Below are 19,314 nucleotides of genomic sequence, written 5' to 3' on the forward strand. Positions count from 1 at the left end.
TGGCGTGAATCTGAGTTCTGATCTTGTCACCGCGCCTCAACGGAGCAGCGATATGCCGCCCATCGGAACGAGTTGAGGCACATCTGAAGATTCATTCCTCACCTCATCATGGTCTGGCGGCTGGTATCCAACTTTCTTGCCCCTACCGAAATGCTTAGCCCTTTGGCCGGCGCTGCTAGCGCAGCCAGACCGCCAGATCAGAAAGAGCACGCTTGCGAAATAGGCCACCTGAAGAAGCAGCGAGCAAGCCAGCGTGGTGACGACTGCTAGACGGATGGAATGAGAAGCGAAGTAGACAGTCAGAGCGTTGCTGCACAGGACCAACCACAGGACGCGATGAAAGATTCTAAAGGGCAACGCCGTTCTCCTGGTTTGTCCCATCAAGTCATGCTGCGACCTGGTCGGCCGCAACATGGGTCTGGCAGTTCTTCGGGCAGACGCGGGCGCAGGCTCCGCAGCCAATGCAGCGGCCGGCATGATCGACAACCATGATCATGCGATTGAGCTCGCCATCGAAGTCGTCGTCTTCGCCGTCGCAGACGCCGAGGATTTCACCCGCGTCATCGACGCCGTGAAGGTGCATGACCTCGCGCGAGCAGACCTTGAAACAGCGCCCGCAGCCGATACAGATCTTGCCATCTATGGCGGTCAGATATTCCGGCAGCCATATGGAGCCGTCGCGGGTGGTGAATGTGCTCCTCATCGTAGATTCTTCATTGCAGCAAGCTCTCTCTTGGCACCATCCAACTCGGCAAAAACGGCGTACGCTTTCTCGGCAACTTCCTCTATCTCAGTCCATTGGACCGGGAGATCCTCTGCAAGGTCGCGCAATTTCATCTTAGCAACTGCCGCCCGCAGCTGAAGCTTTCGGACTTTCTTCCCCATCTCATCCAGGTTTGACATAAATCCTTCCTCGAAAATCGGTTTCTTCACGCCCGCGCCACGTCGGGATAGGCAATAGCTGCAGTCGCATCGTCGACCAGTTTCGTACCGGCCTCCGCGAGTTTCCGGAACGTCTCGAAGCCGAACCGGTGGACGTCTTGACAGAAGGACCAACCGCCCGACCGTGAAAAGCTCGTACCCGAAGCCCTCATGGGTTTCATCTCCATCATTGGCGATATCATCAGGCCGGAGCGCTCCTCGATCGCAAGCCCGACGGCGGTGTAAAACGTGTCGAGCCTCCACAGCACGTCCGGATCGGGATCGCCGATGATGGGGATCGCACGGCGCTGTTCCTTCGTGATGATGAAGTCGGCCAGCAGCTCGGCGTCCGCTCTGCCTTGCCATGAGCCGTCGAAGTCCTGAGCACGGATCAGCCGCAGGAGGCATTTGACGAACGGGCGGGCAAGGGCCGCCTCGTCCTCGGCGACAGCAGGGCTAGCCGCGGCATTAGACATTTCGCCTTCTCCTCAATTTCAGTCCTCGTCCTCGATGGACGATTTCTGTTTTCGGGCGCCTGCTTCGGGCACACTTGCGCAGCCGACGTCCGGCTCCAGGCGGCCGAGTCCACGCAAGTGATGTCCCTGTGGCCGACCTTGAAGACGTCCTCGACTGTGACGTCTTCCACCGCGGCCAAAATTCGCGTCGAACATCGCGTCTCCCGCGATGCGGCCGGAGGTCATTACAAGATTTGAACTCCAACCTGCGGCAAGCGATGCGCCCTGTGCTGCAATGGACATACTTACTGCAGGCTCGCCGCAGACAATGGGCGAATTGGCCAGGGTTCAATTCCAATTGTCATCCCTTTGCGATCTTTGCTCATGAGGCGACTGCGGTTTGATTTTCAGGAGCCTTGTTTTGCGGAACCACGCAAAGATCCGCGTAACAGGCGTGCTCACCCGTGTAGTTGGCCAGGGCTTGGAGCAATGGGGTAAGGTAGTGCTGTTTGATGTGGTCCGGCATTGGCTCCCGATCACCCAGCGATTTCAGTGCAACCTCGATCAACTCGATCGCGCGATCCTTGTTGCCGCTCTCGTAATAATACTGAGCGAGCGGGACGTACCAAAGGAATTTAAGGGGGCCGTCGCCTTGTGGAGGATTCAGGGTCAGTATCTGTTCCGAGAGCTTGTCGCCCATCGCAAAGCGCTCAGCACGCGGGAGATGGGAGTTGTCCATCTCGGGATCGAAGAGTTGGTTCAGGGCCATGGCCATCCAAGACACGGCCTCGAACTTTTTGTCGATCGCGTCCTCGACCAACTGGCGCATGAGTGGCAAGCCGGCCCGCATGTCGCGCAGCTCGTGAAGCAGTAGATTCGCATGAGTGCGCCGGAACTCGATATTGTCTGGCATCAAGGCGAGGCCTTCTTCGATGGCCGTGAGTGCCGCCGTCCAATCCTTGGCCTCCATCGCCGGCCGAAGTTTGGCGTATATCGGCTTGGTCAGCGATTGTTCGCGCGCTGTGCGTTGGTGACTGGCAATCCGCTCCTTATCAGCGGCTTTCGCTTCATCACTGGTACGCCAGCTGCCGTTAAGCACTTTCGGCAAAACCTCATAGAGTTGCATCGGATGACCGATAAAGGCGATGTGGCCGTCTCGGTCGACCACGAACGAGGCCGGAATCCCGACAGACAAGCTGGGTTCCATCCAAAGCTTGTTCATTTCGCCTGTGTAGTCGAACGCGATCCGATAGTTCAGATTTGAGCACTTTTCGGTCAACCACGCGTCCAACTTGGTTCGGGCCTCAACGGCCGTTGGAGCGTCTTCATCCGCCGCGACCCCGACGACCTCAAGTCCGCTGTCCTTGTATTTCTCCTGCAGCTGCACCAGATGGGGCATCGCCGCCACGCATGGTCCGCACCAGGTCGCCCAAAATTCGACGATGTACACTTTGCCGGGCTGGAAGTTCGTGAGGGGCTCGCCACGCAGCCAGTCCTCCACTTTGATCGAAGGAGCCGGGGACTCCATCTGCAATATCATGTTGCTCTCCAAAGCTATTGCCAAAGGTCGCGCGACTTTATGCGCGAGCTTGTTTCCCCCCTTAGAGACGGGGCAGAAGGTTCAAGGAAAGGAGAGCATCGCTCGTCTTGTTCGTCTGCATGCAGTCAGCCTTCACTCAGTGTTGCCGCATCTCAATTTGCAAAGGCCGTGCCAGCGCGCTCAGCGCGCAATAAGCCCATGATTGCGCTTTGAAAAACCTCCAAGTGGCCAAGATGGCCGGTTGTATTGAACCCGACATGTTTTCTGCCGCTGTCAGGTTTTGGACACGCATCACGCGCTTCGCGCCGCCAGAAAAAGCGTGGCTGCGGACGACGCAACATATATTCGGATTGAGGGACGGTAGATGGACATCATGACTGCGTTGGCTGGCGCCATGCTCGTATCATCGTCCGCTTCACGCCACCTGGCTTGACCTTCTTGCCGTTCCGGTCCCTGAGGCGGTAGCGCATCCCGCCATTGCGATTGCAAGGTGGCTACTCGATCCGAGCCTGTGCCCTGCCCTCTTCCGCCCTGCGATTGAATTCCTAGCTGGCGGCATAGGAGTTCTTCACGACGAAGCCGGTCCAGCTGCGGCTCGCAAATACCGCCATCGTCAGATGACGATAATGATCGTGGCGAAAAAGGCCAGGATGAGTGCCGGCATGTGCCGGGCGGCGAACTCTCCGGGATTTTGCTGCTCTCGTGTCGTTATCTTCGATGGCGCCTATGCACAGGCGCCACAGGGACCGACTGGTGCGAATATGAGCGTTGTCGGAATTGACCAGCCCAAAGACCGCTCAGTCGCCACGCGGTCGGGCCGGACCGGCTGAAAACGCTGAAGATGCGGCCGTCCTCGCCGCTAGTGGCTACCCTCCCAGGCGATGACAACGTGATTGACGATTCACGCCGACTACGGCCAAGAGCACAACCGTCTCGACTTGAAGTTGAGAGCCTCGGCCACGGCACGGTCTTTGCGTCGTTCAGCTCCCAGCCAATAGTGAAGGAGATCGCGATAGCGCGCATGCGATGCCGCTAAGGCTCCAAACTCGGCCTGCCGCGCTGAAACGGCTCTCCTTCTCTCCTGATGCCAACCTGCGAAGCCGTGGTTTTGGCTCCATTGAGGAGCGCCTCTACCTCTGCGCCGCGGGCGGTCTCCGCGTACGGATCACCTCGGGCGAGCAGAACCCCCGAGCGCGCGCTAGACACGTCCGGGATGTTCTCGGCGACGGCGCGTGCACATTGGCTCCGAGGAGCTTCGCGAAATTTCCCGCGTTTGCCGCGACCTTTCTCCGGGATCGGTGACCCAGGGGAGTAAAGCGTCGAACAGCATCGATGCTACCCGGAACCAGTCATCGGGCCAAAAACAGCGGCAATGTCGGCTTGTCAAAGATCCATCTCGTCACGCCTCCGAAGATCCGCTCACGCAGCCGACGGCTGCCATAAGCACCCATGACGATCATGTCGGCGGACATGTCGATTGCGTGCTGCGCAAGCACCGTGGCCGCCGGTTTGCCGGCGCTCGGCAGCAGGTCAACCGACACCCGGGCACCGTGCCGAGTGAGATAGGTAGCGATGTCAGCTCCGGGCTCCGCGCCGTTCCCGTTGTAGTTCGCCTTCGGATCGACCAGGGCGACACAAACTTCCTCAGCACCGGATAGGAGATCCAGGGCTTCCCGAACCGCACGGGACGCCTCTACTCGCGAATCCCAGCCGACCAGCACGCGCCGTGGCGACAGGGTCGCCTCAGCGCCCTTCGGCACAACAAGCACTGGCTTTCCCGTATCGAACAAGCTGCCGTTGATTACGAAAGGTCCGAGCTTATCGTCGTTGAGAAGTGCGGGGCCGACGATTGTCAGGTCGGCGCAGAGCGCCCGCTGTCGCACCGCGTCACCGACACTGGTCTGATCGCAGTATTCGGTATCGACGTCATAGCAAAGCCGCATGGCTTTCAGCAGTTTCTGAATTTCCCTGGATGTTTTTTCCAGACTGGCCATGTCATTAGAAAATCTCTCGATTTGCCTAAACCGGGTTCCTGGTCCGGCAACGGCCTGAGCGCGTAGTATAGGCCACTCGGGGATGCTATCGCTGAGCGTCGGAGGCGGCATAAGGAGCGGCGAAGGCGACATAATCAGTACGGAAAGGTGCGCGCCGACTTCGGCACACAAGCCGGCAGCTGTTCTGACGTCCTGATCGGAATGGTCAGCCCCGGTCACACACAGTACGCTTTTAAAACCCATTTGCCTGCTTCTTCCTGAATATTCGTTTAGGCGCGTTTCAAAGCCGCAAGACCGGCTCTCAGCGCGATGGAGATGGGATGGCACCACACCTGGTACCCGTTCAGCCGTCCGGCCTCTCGAGCGAGTAGCCGGCCGACCTGGTGGTACGGATGACGGTGGAGGGCGAGGCCGCCTTCAGCGCCTTTCTGAGCCGGCTCATATGGACATCGACGGTGCGCACACCGACGTGGATGTTGGCCGGCCAGGCCGCGCCGATCAGCTCGTCCCGAGTGAAGACCTTGCCGGGAGTCTCAAGCAGCAGCCGCAGCAGGTTGAACTCGATCGGCCCGAGATGGATCTCGTGGCCATTGCCACGAACCCGGTGGGCATCGAGCCTCATTTCAAGGTCGCCACAGGAGAGCCAGCCGCCGTTTTCAACCCCGTTTGCACCCCGCTTCGTCAGCGCCAGCCTCGCCCGTAGACAGTCGAGCAGCTTGGCCGGGGCGATCGGCCGCACAAAGCTCTCGTCAATGCCTGCCTTCAGGAGATCGAGGTGCTGGTTCTCGGCGCCGGGCGCGATCAGGGCAATAATGGGCAGGCCGCCGGTCCGGGGCTCCCGCTTGAACCGGGCGCAGATTGCGGACCCGGTTATGCTCGCTGGCCCGCAGTCCAGCACCACGGCCTGGAAGTCCCGTTCGTCGGCCAATGCAAGTGCTTCCTTCGCGCCGCCTGCCGGCTCACTGGTGAAGCCGTCCACCTCCAATATGTGGCTGAGGAACAGATAGAACTCGGCATCTTGCGAACAGATCAGGACGAGTGGCTTCATCAGCGCTACCCCAGGAACCAAATCCGTCTCGACCGCGTCGGTTGAGTGGGCTGGCCATCGCGGCTGCTCAAGACCTGACATGACCCCCCTGTTCGAAACTCGGTTCCATTACGCCCGTGCCACGTCGGGATAGGCTTCAATAGCTGCGATGCCATCGCCGACCAGTTTCGTGCCGGCCGCCGCGAGCTTCCCGAACGTCTCAAAGCCGAACCGGTGGACGTCGCGCAGGGTCTTCGACAGGACGACCAGCCGTCCGGCCGCGAAGAGCACGCGCCCAAAGCCCTCATGGCTCATCTCCATCATCGGCGATGCCATCAGGCCGCAGCGCTCCTCGATCGCAAGCCCGACGGCGGCGTAGAACTTGTCGAGCCTCCACAGCACGTCCGGATCGGGATCGCCGATGATCGGGATCGCACGGCGCTGTTCCTTGGTGATGATGAAGTCGCCCAGCAACTCGGCATCCGGTTTGCCTTCCCATGACCCGTAGGAATCCTGAGCACGGATCAGCCGCACGAGGCATTTGACGAACGGGGTGGCAAGGGCCGCCTCGTCCTCGGCGACAGCAGTGCTAGCCGCGGCATCAGACATTTCGCCTTCTCCTCATTTCAGTCGTCCTCGAAGGATGGCTTCTTCTCGGTGACGCCTGCCTCCGCCAGCACCTTGCGCAGCCAAGGGGGAGGACACGTCCTGAGCATCATCTGCGTGCGCAACAGCACCTCCTGGATGCTTTGGGGCTGCGGCACCTTGATCGGATGGATTTTTGCGGAAACAACCTTGGCTGCCGAAGGTCCGCCGATCGCCAGACAAAACAGCAGATGACAGCCCTTCAGCGCCTCCACCTTCGGCGTGATGCGGTCATCGCCCTCGCTCCGATGCTCCCCGCTTTCGTCGGAAACGTCGTCGAAGGCCACGGCTTCCACGAGCTTCCACTCCTCGCGCGTCACGTCGTAGACAGCAAAGCGTTTGGCCGACCCGAAATGGGCATTGAGGTCCTTCATGTCTTGCGTGGCGATCGCCACGCGCAATGCGCCTGTTCGTCGTGTAGGCATCACAGCGTGAACCTCGTCAGTGACGAGTGAGAGGCGACGGACGGGGCCCATCTGGCGTTTCTCGCTTGCGGAGGGGATCAAGTTCTTCAGGTGTCGGCGCCTTCCAGTAAGCCTGGAAAATGTTGGCAACTTCGAAGACCAGGTCGCGGGTGCCCTGATAGAGGATTGTGAGCTTGTGCTGGCTGCCGAGCCGGTCGAAGACGGGAAAGCCGACGCGCATGAGCGGAATGCCAAGGCGCTGCGCGGCCTGGCGTCCATGGGAATGGGTGACGAGGAGATCAGCGCCGGCGGCAAGAGCTTCCAAATCGCCGAGATCGCCGATTTGAACCGACTGCGCCGGTACTTTTTCCAGAATTTTCGACATATCGGTCGTGGCGACGGCCGCCGCGATTTCGGAGCCCATGCCGACGAAGAACGTCGCGAGTTGATAGAGTTGGTCTGGTTCAGCAGCGATCGCAATTTTCTTGCCTCCGAAATGGAAATGTCCGTCGAGTAACGCATCCTGCAATTGGCCCCGGCGACGGCGCACCCCGGCCGGCACCGACGCGCCCGAAATCGCGGACAGCAGCGAGACGAACCGATCGGCGCCCTTCAATCCGGTCAGCGACTGGAACAGCACGTAAGGCACGCCGGTCAACTTCTGCAGCACCTCGGCCGGGCGGCGCATATGCTCGCCGATAACGATGCAGTGCTCGGCCGTGCCAAGCTCGCGGATATCCTCGACGCTGGTGCCGCCATAGGTGGTCGTGACCCAACGGTCGGGCACGGTGCCGTCGAGCGAGCCTGAAACGTCCGGCAAAATCACCGGCTTCAGCCCAAAGCTTTCAACCATCTCACGCAAATGCTCGATGTCAGCCACAGTGAGGTTCCAGCCGGGCAGGATCGCGACCTTCTTTGACTGCCGCACCTGCTCGCCAGGCCGTGTAATGCCTTCGATCATCGCGGTGACAGCCTTGGCCCAGCCCTCTTCGATCGCCCCGTCGAAATCCGGCGTGTTGGCCAGCACGATCTGCGTACCCGCGATCTCTTCCGCGCGCTTCAGCCTGATGCTGGCGATATCGCCTGCGCAATCTTCGCCACGGGTTTCCACCAGCGCCGTCGTGCAGACCCCGATCAGCTTTGGCTTTGTGCGGACCTTGAGGTTGAGGATCGCCTCTTCCAGATTGTCCGCCCCGCCGAGGATTGTCGTCACTTCGTCCATCGCGGTGGTCTGCAGGGGGATCGCTTCCTTGAAATGCCGCACGAAGAGCACGAGCGCGAAGCTGGTGCAGCCCTGGCTGCCGTGGAACAGTGGCATCGCGCCGTCGACCCCAAGAAAGGCCAAGGCCGCACCCAGCGGCTGTGACGATTTCAGCGGATTGACGGCTGCCGATTTGGTCTGGGAAAGGATGCGGGCCATCGGCTTCCTCAACGCTGGCCGCAATCGTCGGCCGTCGTGCCGGCGACTTCCTGGACAGCGTGCAACGTCGCGGTCTCGCTCCTCGTGCCCGGCAGTTCGTCCTCCACCGCAGGCTGGCAATCCCACGGTGCCGGCTCGCGCACTTGGGACCAGATCGGGTTATGAATGGCGAGGTCGATCTGGCGTACGAGTTCCACCATGCCGTCATAGCCCGCATAAGGGTGCTGGCGCTCCTGGTTGATATCGAGCCAGGGTGTCTTGGCCTTGAGCGCGATGAATTGCGTGCGCCCGCCCGACAGCATGATATCGGCCTTGTGTTCTGAGAGCATGGCGTAAAGGTCGCGCGCTGCCATCTGCTCGAACATGTGGTTGTCGTCCTTCAGGATCTGCTTGATGCGCTCCTTGTCTTCGACTGTCGATTTCTTGACCGAGGTGCCGACGATCTCCATGCCGATCTCCATCAGCGCGTGGACGATCGACCAGGACTTCACGCCGCCTGTATTGAGCAGCACGCGCTTGCCTTGAAGCCGCCGCCGATAGGCTTCGAGCTTCCTCCACGCAATCGCCTCTTCCACCGCGATCAGCGTCCGTGTGCGGTTGAGGATCTCGCGATCGGCGCCCTTCCTCACGAGCAGCTCAGCAATGTTGCGAAGTGCTTCCGAGGTGTCGGTAATGCCGTAGAAGGAGCCTTCGAAAAACGGGATGTCCCAGCGCTCCTCCATCTTGCGGGCAAGATTGATGAGTGCCGTCGAGCACACGATCATAGCCGCCCGGGCGCGGTGCGCGGAAGCAACGTCAAGGTAGCGCGCGTCGCCCGGAATGCAGGCGCGCACCCGGATGCCTAGCCGATCAAGCAGCGGCTTCACCAGCCAGAATTCGCCGGAGAGGTTGAATTCGCCAAGGATGTTGATGTCGTACGGCCCGGCGTCGTCGGGTTCTACCGTGCCGATGACGTGATCGAGCAACGCCTCGGCGGCGAGCTTGTTGCCGAGGTTCTTGGAGCCGGCCAAGCCCGGCGCATTGACCGGCACCACGGCCAAGCCGAATTTTTCCCCCGCACGCTTGCACACGGCCTCGATGTCGTCGCCGATCAACGCCGTCACGCAGGTCGAATAGACGAAGATCGCTGACGGCGCATAGGCTTCCTTGATCTCGCGGATCGCCTTGAAAAGCTTGCGCTCGCCCTGCCCCATCACCACGTCGAGTTCGGTCAGATCGGTTGTGAAGCTTGTGCGCCAAAGCGTTGCCCCTGACGAAGCCGCGCCGCGGTTGTCCCAGGAATTGCCCTCGCAGGCGAGCGGCGCATGGACCAGGTGCGCGACGTCAGTGATCGGCTGCAGCACGATCTTGGCGCCGTCAAAGGCGCAGCCGCCGGCTGCCGCCCCCGGCGTCAGCGGCTTCGAGCAGCCCTCTTTGCGCGCCTTGGCATCCTTGCCGCGGTTTTTATCGCAGGCGGGCTCGTTGAAGACATCCTGGATTTTGGCGCTGAGCGAGGACATTGCGTCGGTCTCCAAAAGTGCATTGGAAGGCGGCCAGCCTCGGCGAAAGGCCGGCCGCCGCTGCTAGCGGGTGAGGTCATAAGAATAGTCCGTCACACCCGTCTCGCTGGTCTCGCGATCGAGCTTGTCGAAGATCTTGTCGAGGATCGTCGTCAGGACGCGCAGCCCGCCCTGGTAGCCCATGAGCGCAAAGCGATGGTGATGGTGCCGGTCGAAGACCGGGAACATCAGCCGGATCAGCGGCGTGCCGGTGTCGCGCTCCAGATACTTGCCATAGGAATTGCCGATCAGCAGGTCCACCGGCTCGGTGAAGAGCAGCGAGCGCATCGCCCAAAGGTCCTTGCCCGGCCAGACCTGGGCATCCTTGCCGAAGGGCGAGGATGCAAGCAGTACCTTCATCTCGGCTGCCCATGCCGAGCTGCCGTTGGTGGCGAGGCAATGGGTCGGCTCGCCGCCGGTCTCCATGACGAAGCGGGCCATGGCGTAGACGAAGTCCGGATCGCCGTAGATCGCATATTTCTTGCCGTGCAACCAGGACTGGCTGTCCGCCATGGCGTCAACCAGTCGGCCGCGCTCAAGGCGGATCGTCTCGGGGATCTCCTTGCCGGAAATCGCAGAGACCTTCATCAGGAATTCGTCCGTCGCCTGGACGCCGAGCGGGTAATGGAACGAGGCCGTCGCCTGCCCGACTTCCCGGCAGTAGTCCAGCGTTTTTCGGGTGTTGTAATGCTGCAGCGAAAGTGTCGCCTCGGCGTTGAGCGCCTCCTTCACGTCTTCGATCTTCGTGCCGCCATCATACATGCGGTATTCACCGTCCGACGGCGTGTCGAACTGGTCAGAGGCGTCCTGGATGAAGGTGTAGGATACGCTCATCAGATCGAGCAGGCGCTTGAGTTCCCGGTTGTTTCCAACGCAGAAGCCGTCGAAACCGGGAATGATGTTGATGGTTCCCCCGGCTTTCGTGCGCTCCTGGCCTTTCCAGAAGTGCTCCAAAATGCCCTTGACCATTACGTCATAGCCATCGACATGGCTGCCGACGAAGGCCGGCGTGTGGGCGAAGGGCACGTCGAAGTCGCGCGGAACCGAGTTTTCGTCCTTGGCGTTCTCGATGAAGCTGTGCAGGTCGTCACCAATGACCTCCGCCATACAGGTGGTCGAGACGGCGATCATCTTCGGCTCGTAGAGCTGGTAGGTGTTGGCGAGCCCGTCGACCATGTTCTTCAGGCCGCCGAATACGGCCGCATCCTCGGTCATCGAGGAGGAAACCGCCGACGCAGGCTCCTTGAAATGGCGCGACAGGTGTGAGCGGTAATAGGCCACGCAGCCCTGGCTGCCGTGGACGAAGGACATGGTTCGTTCGAAGCCGGCGGCCGCGAACACCGCGCCCAGCGGCTGGCAGGCCTTGGCGGGGTTCACGACAAGCGCTTCGCGGGCGAGGTTCTTTTCGCGGTATTCCCACGTCTTGGTGAACTCTCGTTGATCGGTAACGATCTGATCCGGGTGCGGACATTCGAAATTCAGCTTCTTCTCGGCGAGCATCTGCCTGTATTCCGGCTCGCGGAACAGGAGAGCGTGGTCGAGAATTTCTTCAGCCGACTGTGCCATTGGTGATTACCTCTTTTTCTTCTGGCCGCCCCATAAGGCAGCTCAGGGACGTCGAGACGTCTCAGGTGTCCCGCGGGCCACGGGGCCGCGGGCGTTCATCGTCTTCCTTGGGGAGACCAGGCTAAGGCCGGGTGTTATTCGGCAGCCATCGCCCGCCCACGGCTCGGGCTTTTTTTCCAAGGCGCGTCGTAAAGGCCCCAGACCGGGTTGTTGATGGCAAGATCCACGTCGCGGGCGAAAATGGCAAAGCCGTCATAGCCGTGATACGGTCCTGAATAATCCCAGGAGTGCATCTGACGAAACGGTATGCCCATCTTCTGCACGGGGTATTTTTCCTTGATGCCCGAGCCAACGAGATTAGGGCGAACCCCCTCGATGAACTTCTCCAACTCGTAACCGGTCACGTCATCATAGATCAGCGTGCCGTTCCTTACGTAATGGCCTGTGCGCTGATAGTCGTCGTTGTGGGCGAACTCGTAGCCTGTGCCGACGATCACCATGCCGAGGTCCTCGTATGCTGTGATGACGTGGCGGGGGCGCAGTCCGCCGACGTAGAGCATGACAGTATTGCCTTCGAGGCGCGGCCGGTACTTGGCGATGACGGCATCAACAAGCGGTCTGTACTTGGCGATAACCTTCTCCGTCTTCTCCTCGATTTCAGGGCCAAAATGCCTGGCTATTTTGCGCAGGGAGGCTTCGATCTGGGAGGGGCCGAAGAAATTGTACTCCATCCAGGCGACGCCATACTTTTCCTCCATGTGCCGGCAGATGTAGTTCATCGACCTGTAGCAATGGATGAGATTGAGCTTGGCCTTCGGCGCGCGCTCTATCTCGGCGAGCGTGGCGTCGCCCGACCAGTTGCCGACCACGCGCAGCCCTATCTCCTCGAGCAGGATGCGCGAGGCCCAGGCGTCGCCGCCGATATTGTAGTCACCGATCACGTTGACGTCGTACGGGCCGGCCTCGAACTCCACGTGCTTCTTCTCGAAGACCCAGTCGCGGATCGCGTCGTTGGCGATGTGGTGACCGAGCGATTGCGAGACGCCGCGGAAGCCCTCGCAGCGCACCGGCACGATCGTCTTTCCGTGCTCCTTGGCCTTGTTGCGGGATACTGCTTCGGTGTCGTCGCCAATCAGGCCGATCGGGCATTCGGATTGCACGCTCATGCCGTTGTTGAGGGGAAACAGTCCCTCAATCTCGTCGATGATCTGTTCCAGCTTCTTGTCACCGCCGAAAACAATGTCCTTCTCCTGGAAATCGGAGGTGAACTGCATTGTCCCGAACGTGTCGATGCCCGTCGTGCCTACATAGTAGTTGCGGCGCTGCGACCAGGAATATTGCCCGCAGCCGACCGGGCCGTGCGAGATATGGACCATATCCTTGATTGGACCCCACACCACGCCCTTAGAGCCGGCATAAGCGCAGCCACGAATCGTCATCACGCCCGGAATGGACTTGATGTTCGATTTGACGTCGCATTCGGAGACGACCTCGCCTTCCTCGCCAGCCTCGTCCCCGCTCTTTGCGACGCTGAGGTGCTTTTTGCGGCGCTTCGCCGCCTTGTCGGGATATTGCGACAGCACCTCCTCGATAAGCTTCGCATGGAGAGTGCCGTCATTCTCGTAATCTAGGCTCATGGGACCCCTTTAAAGGTTCGAGTGACGCCTCACCGACGAGGCGCCGTTCTTTGAAAGGCGCGTCAGCTCAACGCGGCGCCTCGTGGCGGCAGCGCTCGTTACTGGGCGGCCGCTTTCGTCGTTTCCTTGGCCTGAAGCTCGGCAAGCATCTGCTCGTCGGTCTTCATGATGCCGAAGTCGAGCAGCATGTCCTCGAGCTCCTCCATGGTGATCGGAGTCGGCACGGTGCCCTGCCCCGAATTGCCATGGATCTTCTCGGCCAGCGCGCGGTATTCCCCCGCCTGCTTGGAGTCCGGCGCATACTGGATAACCGACATCTTCCTGAGCTCGGCGTGCTGGACGATGTTGTCGCGCGGCACGAAATGGATGAGCTTGGAATTGAGCCTGGAAGCCAGTGCTTCGGCGAGGTCGAGCTCGCGGTCGGTTTGACGCTCGTTGCAAATCAGGCCGCCGAGCCGCACGCCGCCCGAATGGGCATATTTCAGGATGCCCTTGGCGATGTTGTTGGCGGCATAGAGCGCCATCATCTCGCCGGACATGACAATGTAGATTTCCTGGGCCTTGCCCTCGCGGATCGGCATCGCGAAGCCGCCGCACACCACGTCCCCGAGCACGTCGTAGGAGACATAGTCGACATCGTCATAGGCGCCGTTCTCCTCGAGGAAGTTGATCGAGGTGATGACGCCGCGCCCGGCGCAGCCGACACCCGGCTCGGGCCCGCCGGATTCCACGCACTTGATGCCTTTATAGCCGACCTTGAGCACGTCCTGGAGTTCGAGGTCTTCGACCGAACCTTCCTCTGCCGCGAGGTGCAGGACCGTATCCTGCGCCTTCGAGTTCAGGATCAGGCGGGTGGAGTCGGCTTTGGGGTCGCAGCCGACGATGAGGATCTTCTGCCCAAGGTCGACAAGTGCGGCGAGCGTATTTTGGGAGGTGGTGGACTTGCCGATGCCCCCCTTGCCGTAGAAGGCGATCTGACGCAGAGCTGACATGTAGCTTTTCCTTCCTTCGTTCCATCCATCGCGGCTGCCCGCGACATGCCGGTCGGCAGCTCTCGCCGCCTCACACCCAAAGGGTCTCAAGATGCGTGCCAATTGGCTTGATCGGACACAAGAAAAAAGTTTGATGTTGCTTTTCAGCTATTTAGCCTGAGGGCAAACAGTGCTTGTCGGAACAAGCCCGTGTAGCGGACGCGACAAAGGCGACAGAAAGATCGGATGGCGCTGCTCGAGACCGCTACAGGTTGACCTCGGTGTCCGGAGCAAGTTGGAGCAGCGAGTTAAGGCGCTTTGGTCGAGAGACCTGCTGCAGAGACTTCGGTCCACGCGTAGCTGTGTATCGCCCCAGGCTGCTTTTGATCCCGCGCGGTTCAGCCTTTGTCTTCGCGATCGCGAGGTTTGCTTCTTCGCACCAGACGTCCTGTAGGCTTGGCTGCCATTTCTGCTGATACGCTTGGATTGACCCCAAGGCGAGCATTTGCACCAACGGAAAACGAGCACAACTGGCCAAGCTCATGGATCGTCACGCTGGGAATAGCTGCCTTGGCGATCTCGCACAGGTGTCGGTTATGCGTCAGGTAGATCACCTGACGGCACATGCCATCTCACCAAACAGTTTGAAGACCTCCTCGGATCGGACGTGGTCGAAGGTCTCCATTATATCATCGGCGATAAAGGCCACGGAGGGCCTAGACGGAACCGTCGGCCGTCAGCTCCGAGATTGACGGGCCCGCCATCGACGACCGTTTCCCAGATCAGGCCTCCGTTCCTACTGACCGACAGGCCTCCTTCAGTCGCGGCGTAAATCGTGTCGGCGTCTTTGCCGATGCGGCGAGGTCGATCAGCTTGGGAGCGGTCCAACCACAGACCACATCTTCCCGGCAATGTCGGGCAGCAGGCGCTGTACGTGTTCTTGCTGCTTGCCACCATAGTTCAGTTCGGACCGGGCCTGCGCTTCTACAGGAAGGGTTTGCCTACCCTGTGATCCACAGCCCTTCGTTCGCCGACGTAGCGGTTACCGTCCAGAGCGAGGCGATCGCAGTTGCTTGGGCAAAACGTTTCAAATTCGACTTCATGCTGATCTTTTGCGTTCAGGGAGCCACTGCGCCTGGGTTGGCTGATGAACACCGTCCGTTCGCGCATGTGGGGTCGAATTAACTCTTGGCGAAGAGGAGGCAGGCTCATCATCCAACAGTAGCCGGAGTTCCGCTGGGTCGAATGCCATCATTGGTGGGGAGGCGGGTTCATCATCCAACAGCTGCCGGAGTTCCCCTGGCTCGAATGCCATCATTGGTGGGGAGGCGGGTTCATCATCCAATAGCTGCCAGGGCTCCTCCTCGTGCGGCATGCGCCCCCTCAGTCGGTTTTGCAGCGCCTGCCGATCGGCGATGAGGTTGTCGAGGCGCAGCGGCTCGTGGTCCGGCCACTGCTCGGCGATCAATCGTCCAACCAGCGCCCACGTGCCGTCCAGCACATAGACGCCGCAATCGTAATCGTTCGGCTGTCGGGCCATGGGGGCTGGCGCCAAGGTGGCCTTCAGGAGCCCTGCGAGCTGTTGTGCAATGCTGCGGTTGTAGTGCCCGGCGGAGTCGTAGTGATAGGCGACCGCTCTTTCCCGGCTGCGGCGATCAACGAAGAGCAGCGACCAGTGGGTGCCGAGGGAGCTAAGATCATCAGGACTGGCATTGTTCACCGGCAGGAACAGGAAGTCGGCTGTGTCGTTGTCGCGACCATAGATGCCCTTCAATCTGCTTTGCACCTGCTTCTCGTCCAGGTGGGGCGAGCGCAGTTGCACGGACATCAGCCCTTCCAGCAGCCGCGTCCGGGCGGCGAGCGCTGGATTGGCCCCCTGCAGTTCCTGCGCCAGCAACAGGTAATCCCTGCCGATGTGGGCGTCGCTGAGGTGTTCGATGGGGCCGAGCACCGTCGCCTCGGCCAATGCGGTCGCATCCAAGGCTTCGATCTCAACATAGGAGGAGGTGGTCAAATCAACCACGGGAACACCGCTATAGGTGTCTGGCAACCTAGCGATTACTGGCGAGGCGGGTTGGGGAGCTCTTGCCGGCGGCGCTGGCGCAGCTTCACCCATCGGCCAAAGTTGACCGTGAGGGATGAACTGGGTGTCGTCGGGCCTTCCCGACCTCAAGACGGCGGCGGACCCTGTCCCTTGCATCGTGGGCTGCCACTCCCTCTCGCGGAGCATCTGCCCGCGCGGACGCACCGGTGCAGAATGAGCATCACGCAAGTCGGACGGCGTGGACGCATTCAGATCAACAAAGGACTGAAGACCGCCGAAGGTGTCGGAGGGAGCTCTGACAGAAGGCGCCGGCGCAACGTGAGCATTGTAACCCAACTCAGCCGGATCTGGATCAACCAATGCCTCAAAGCCAGCATAGAGATCCTGAGCTCTGGCAGTTGATAGTGACGCCGGTTCTTGCATCCGCCGCCGCGCCAACTCCTCGCTTAACCACGCCAAAGCTTCATCGTCCGAGGACGCTGGCACGGGAGAAAGCTCCTGCGAGCCGGGCTGTCGAGCGCCCTGGTGATGAACCGGTACTGGCCCGGTAAACGGCGGAGGAAAATCAGGCGCCGGAACCCGAGCATTGAGCTCGAATGGTGTGGGCGGATTCTGATGGACCATTGCCTCGAACCCGCCGTCCTGCCGCCTCGGCAGGACGTTGCTCCCGGCCAACTCGTCCGCGGCCGACTGGTAGTCGTGGCGCCCGTTCAAAGCATGAACGGCTCCTGCAGAAGCCGGCGGTTGATAATGGCTCGCACTTGACCCTAGAGATGGCAGTGGGCCGGCCTTATCCAATCCCCCCCAAAGCAGATCCTGATCGTAATCTTCCATGGGTGGCAAAGCGATAGCTTCATGCGGGGCACTGAGCTGCGCAGTGGCGCCTCCGATCCCGCTAGTTTCCGCATGCAGCCTTGGGATGTATTCGCCCTCTCTCTCCCGCATAACGGGCTGCCCTTCCAATGGCAATGCGCCCACCGGGTAGGTGGAGGGCTGCATCGGCATGCGGCCGCCTGAATTGCCGATCTCGCTCAGCTGCTGCTGAATGGCGACGGTTGACGGCGCATTCAGGGTCCTCTGCCGCTTCGCTGGCCTCAACAGCGCTGTGGAATGTTCATTGTTGATGATGACCCACTCGGTTGGCAGGAGGTTGCCCCTGTCAATCGCGCCAGGCGAGCGCCGAATCTGCTGTTCGCTGACCGCTAACAACGGCCGGGTGGCAGCCTGAACCCCAGACTGCCGAGAGCCGGCTGCTCCGAAAGCGCCCGCCCCTATGCTGTTGAGGTTATCCAGTCCAGCGGGCAACTTCCCTGGAGCAATGAAAAATGACGGGGCTGGTTGATTATCCTGCTGTCCATGAAGCTCCTCTGGCCAACTGCCAGCTTCCGGCCACGCGCTTTGCTGCGCAGCGGCGTCGCCGACCCGCCTCGGCTCCATCAGTGCCGCGTCGTCGAGATCAGGACCGGTGGGAACACGGCGCTCGAGCTCCATCGCTATAGCGCCGGCCTGCGATTTTCGGAGATGAGCCAGTGCGAAACCGATGTTCCGATGACCACCGGTGTCCTCCTTGAAGCCCTTGACATCTCCATCCAATGCGTTGCCGGAAAGCCGACCAGCAATGCACTTCTTGTTGTTTTGACGTAGGTAGTCACTGAAGCTCCTAAGATCAGTTGCATTGGTACTGCCGATATTTGTCGCTGCTTCCTTTCTGTACTCTTTGATGAGAGCCGCGTCCTCCGGATACGGAGTCAACTCAGCGCGGCCTGCGATCGGCACGATTCCCCCCGTCGACTGCGAGGTCCGGAGATGACTTATTGCCGTAAGCAGCCTCGAGGGATCACCCTTTCCGATGAATTCGCGCGCATCATCGGTCAGCGACTGCTTGTCGAGCCGATCCTTCACGGGATCTTTGTTATTTGCGAAGAGCCAGTGGCCAAAGCCGAGAAGAGCACTTACATTGTTCTTGGCGGTTTGCTTGGCGGCCCCGCCTTTGATGAGGGCCTCCTCAAGCCCCAGAATAAGGGAAGCATCCTGGGGATAGAGAGGCGGCGGCGGCCTGCGAAGCCGAGTTGACCGGGCTGGCCGCAGCGCCGAGGACGACGGGCCGGGTTTTTCCATCAGCTCCAAACGCACATCCTGATCGTGGGCTGCCGCAGGAAGCTCCTTTGGCCAACTGCCAGCTTCCTGCCACGCGCTGTGCTGCCCAGCGGCGTCGCCGACCCGCCTCGGCTCTATCAGTGCCGCGTCGTCGGGATCAGGACCGGTGGGAACACGGCGCTCGAGCTCCATCGCTTTAACGCCGGCGTGCGATTTTCGGAGACAAACTAGTCCGTCACCGATGTACCGATGACCACCGACCTTCTCCTTAAAGCCCTTGACATCTCCATCCAATGCCTCGCCGGAAAGCCGACCAGCAATGCCCTTCTTGTTGTTTTGACGTAGGTAGGCACTGAAGCTCCTAAGAGCAGTTGCATTCGTACTGCCGATATCTGTCGCTGCTTCCTTTCTGTACTCTTTGATCAGAGCCGCGTCCTCCGGATGCGGAGTCAACTTAGCGCGGCCTGCGACCGGCACGACGCCCCCCGTCTGCGAGGTCCGGAGATGACCTATTGCCGCAGACAGCCTCTCGGGATCACCATTTCCGATGAATTTGCGCGCATCATCGGTCAGCGACTGCTTGTCGAGCCGACCCTTCATGGGATCTTTGTTATTTGCGAAGAGCCAATGGCCAAAGCGGAGAAGAGTACTTACATTGTTCTTGGCGGTTTGCTCGGCGGCCCCGCCTTTGATGAGGGCCTCCTCAAGGTTGAGGATAAAGTCTTCATCCCTGAAATGAAGAGGGCGCTTGCTGACCCTTTTCAAAAACTGAGTTGACTGAGCCGGCTGCGGCGCCGAGCCGGCCGGCATTGCTCCACCACCTCCACCTGTATTGGCGACCTCGCTCAGTTGCCGCTCAAAGGCCGCCGCACCTGCGGACGGAGCCGCGCTCTCTTGCGGGCCAGCCCTGTTCGATTGTCCACGCACCCGCTTGGTCGAGGTGAAGTCCATCCGTTCTCACTTTCAGCAATACAAGCCCGTTTGACGCTGGGCTTGGATTTGACACAGGCAAGCTGTCGAGAACCTGACGATGACAACGTTCCCGTCAAGACGGA

15 protein-coding genes and 1 pseudogene are annotated in these 19,314 nt (G+C 60.5%); all 16 read right to left on the reverse strand.

Going from position 1 to position 19,314, the window contains the following annotated elements; all coding sequences use genetic code 11:
• Positions 1-36: 36 nt before the first annotated feature.
• A complete protein-coding gene (locus BPNPMPFG_RS40025) occupies positions 37-477 on the reverse strand; it encodes an exopolysaccharide production repressor protein (protein WP_319946037.1) in 441 nt (146 codons plus the stop codon).
• Positions 386-703 carry a ferredoxin III, nif-specific gene (fdxB, locus tag BPNPMPFG_RS40030; protein WP_258598465.1) on the reverse strand — a complete coding sequence of 106 codons (318 nt, stop codon included), beginning with the start codon at positions 701-703 and terminating at the stop codon, positions 386-388. The genes BPNPMPFG_RS40025 and fdxB overlap by 92 nt, the downstream gene beginning before the upstream one ends.
• Entirely contained in the window at positions 700-903 is a 204-nt protein-coding gene (locus BPNPMPFG_RS40035; protein WP_183465900.1) for a CCE_0567 family metalloprotein, read from the reverse strand. Before BPNPMPFG_RS40035 ends, fdxB begins: the two co-directional genes overlap by 4 nt.
• A gap of 26 nt (positions 904-929) precedes the next feature.
• The gene (locus BPNPMPFG_RS40040) at positions 930-1,397 is read right to left on the reverse strand and encodes a NifX-associated nitrogen fixation protein (RefSeq protein ID WP_258598466.1); all 468 of its coding nucleotides are present in this window, start codon (positions 1,395-1,397) and stop codon (positions 930-932) included.
• 361 nt (positions 1,398-1,758) lie between these two features.
• On the reverse strand, positions 1,759-2,916 hold the full coding sequence (locus BPNPMPFG_RS40045; protein ID WP_258598467.1) for a TlpA disulfide reductase family protein: 1,158 nt from the start codon (positions 2,914-2,916) through the stop codon (positions 1,759-1,761).
• A 1,349-nt stretch (positions 2,917-4,265) separates the two neighbouring features.
• Positions 4,266-4,910 (reverse strand): universal stress protein, encoded by a 645-nt coding sequence (locus BPNPMPFG_RS40050; RefSeq protein WP_258598469.1) that lies wholly within the window; start codon positions 4,908-4,910, stop codon positions 4,266-4,268.
• Between the two features lie 343 nt (positions 4,911-5,253).
• Positions 5,254-5,958: a response regulator transcription factor gene (locus BPNPMPFG_RS40055; protein ID WP_258598471.1), complete on the reverse strand. Its 705-nt coding sequence runs from the start codon at positions 5,956-5,958 to the stop codon at positions 5,254-5,256.
• Positions 5,959-6,066: 108 nt separating this feature from the next.
• Positions 6,067-6,546 (reverse strand): NifX-associated nitrogen fixation protein, encoded by a 480-nt coding sequence (locus tag BPNPMPFG_RS40060; RefSeq protein WP_183455200.1) that lies wholly within the window; start codon positions 6,544-6,546, stop codon positions 6,067-6,069.
• A gap of 17 nt (positions 6,547-6,563) precedes the next feature.
• Positions 6,564-7,058 (reverse strand): nitrogen fixation protein NifX, encoded by a 495-nt coding sequence (gene nifX / locus BPNPMPFG_RS40065; RefSeq protein ID WP_258598474.1) that lies wholly within the window; start codon positions 7,056-7,058, stop codon positions 6,564-6,566.
• Positions 7,024-8,406: a nitrogenase iron-molybdenum cofactor biosynthesis protein NifN gene (gene nifN / locus BPNPMPFG_RS40070; protein ID WP_258598475.1), complete on the reverse strand. Its 1,383-nt coding sequence runs from the start codon at positions 8,404-8,406 to the stop codon at positions 7,024-7,026. Before nifN ends, nifX begins: the two co-directional genes overlap by 35 nt.
• 8 nt (positions 8,407-8,414) lie before the next feature.
• Positions 8,415-9,905 carry a nitrogenase iron-molybdenum cofactor biosynthesis protein NifE gene (gene nifE / locus BPNPMPFG_RS40075; RefSeq protein ID WP_258598476.1) on the reverse strand — a complete coding sequence of 497 codons (1,491 nt, stop codon included), beginning with the start codon at positions 9,903-9,905 and terminating at the stop codon, positions 8,415-8,417.
• A gap of 63 nt (positions 9,906-9,968) precedes the next feature.
• The gene (gene nifK / locus BPNPMPFG_RS40080; protein WP_258598478.1) at positions 9,969-11,510 is read right to left on the reverse strand and encodes a nitrogenase molybdenum-iron protein subunit beta; all 1,542 of its coding nucleotides are present in this window, start codon (positions 11,508-11,510) and stop codon (positions 9,969-9,971) included.
• Positions 11,511-11,644: 134 nt separating this feature from the next.
• Positions 11,645-13,147, reverse strand: a complete 1,503-nt coding sequence (gene nifD / locus BPNPMPFG_RS40085; RefSeq protein ID WP_258598479.1) for a nitrogenase molybdenum-iron protein alpha chain — start codon at positions 13,145-13,147, stop codon at positions 11,645-11,647.
• Positions 13,148-13,245: 98 nt separating this feature from the next.
• Positions 13,246-14,139, reverse strand: a complete 894-nt coding sequence (gene nifH, locus BPNPMPFG_RS40090) for a nitrogenase iron protein (protein WP_258598480.1) — start codon at positions 14,137-14,139, stop codon at positions 13,246-13,248.
• Between the two features lie 515 nt (positions 14,140-14,654).
• Positions 14,655-14,836 (reverse strand): annotated as a pseudogene (locus tag BPNPMPFG_RS43520) (hypothetical protein); the annotation flags it as partial.
• Between the two features lie 381 nt (positions 14,837-15,217).
• Positions 15,218-19,210 (reverse strand): Ulp1 family isopeptidase, encoded by a 3,993-nt coding sequence (locus tag BPNPMPFG_RS40100; RefSeq protein WP_258598483.1) that lies wholly within the window; start codon positions 19,208-19,210, stop codon positions 15,218-15,220.
• Positions 19,211-19,314: the final 104 nt, after the last annotated feature.

This window comes from Mesorhizobium sp. AR07, assembly GCF_024746815.1.
Classification (GTDB): domain Bacteria; phylum Pseudomonadota; class Alphaproteobacteria; order Rhizobiales; family Rhizobiaceae; genus Mesorhizobium.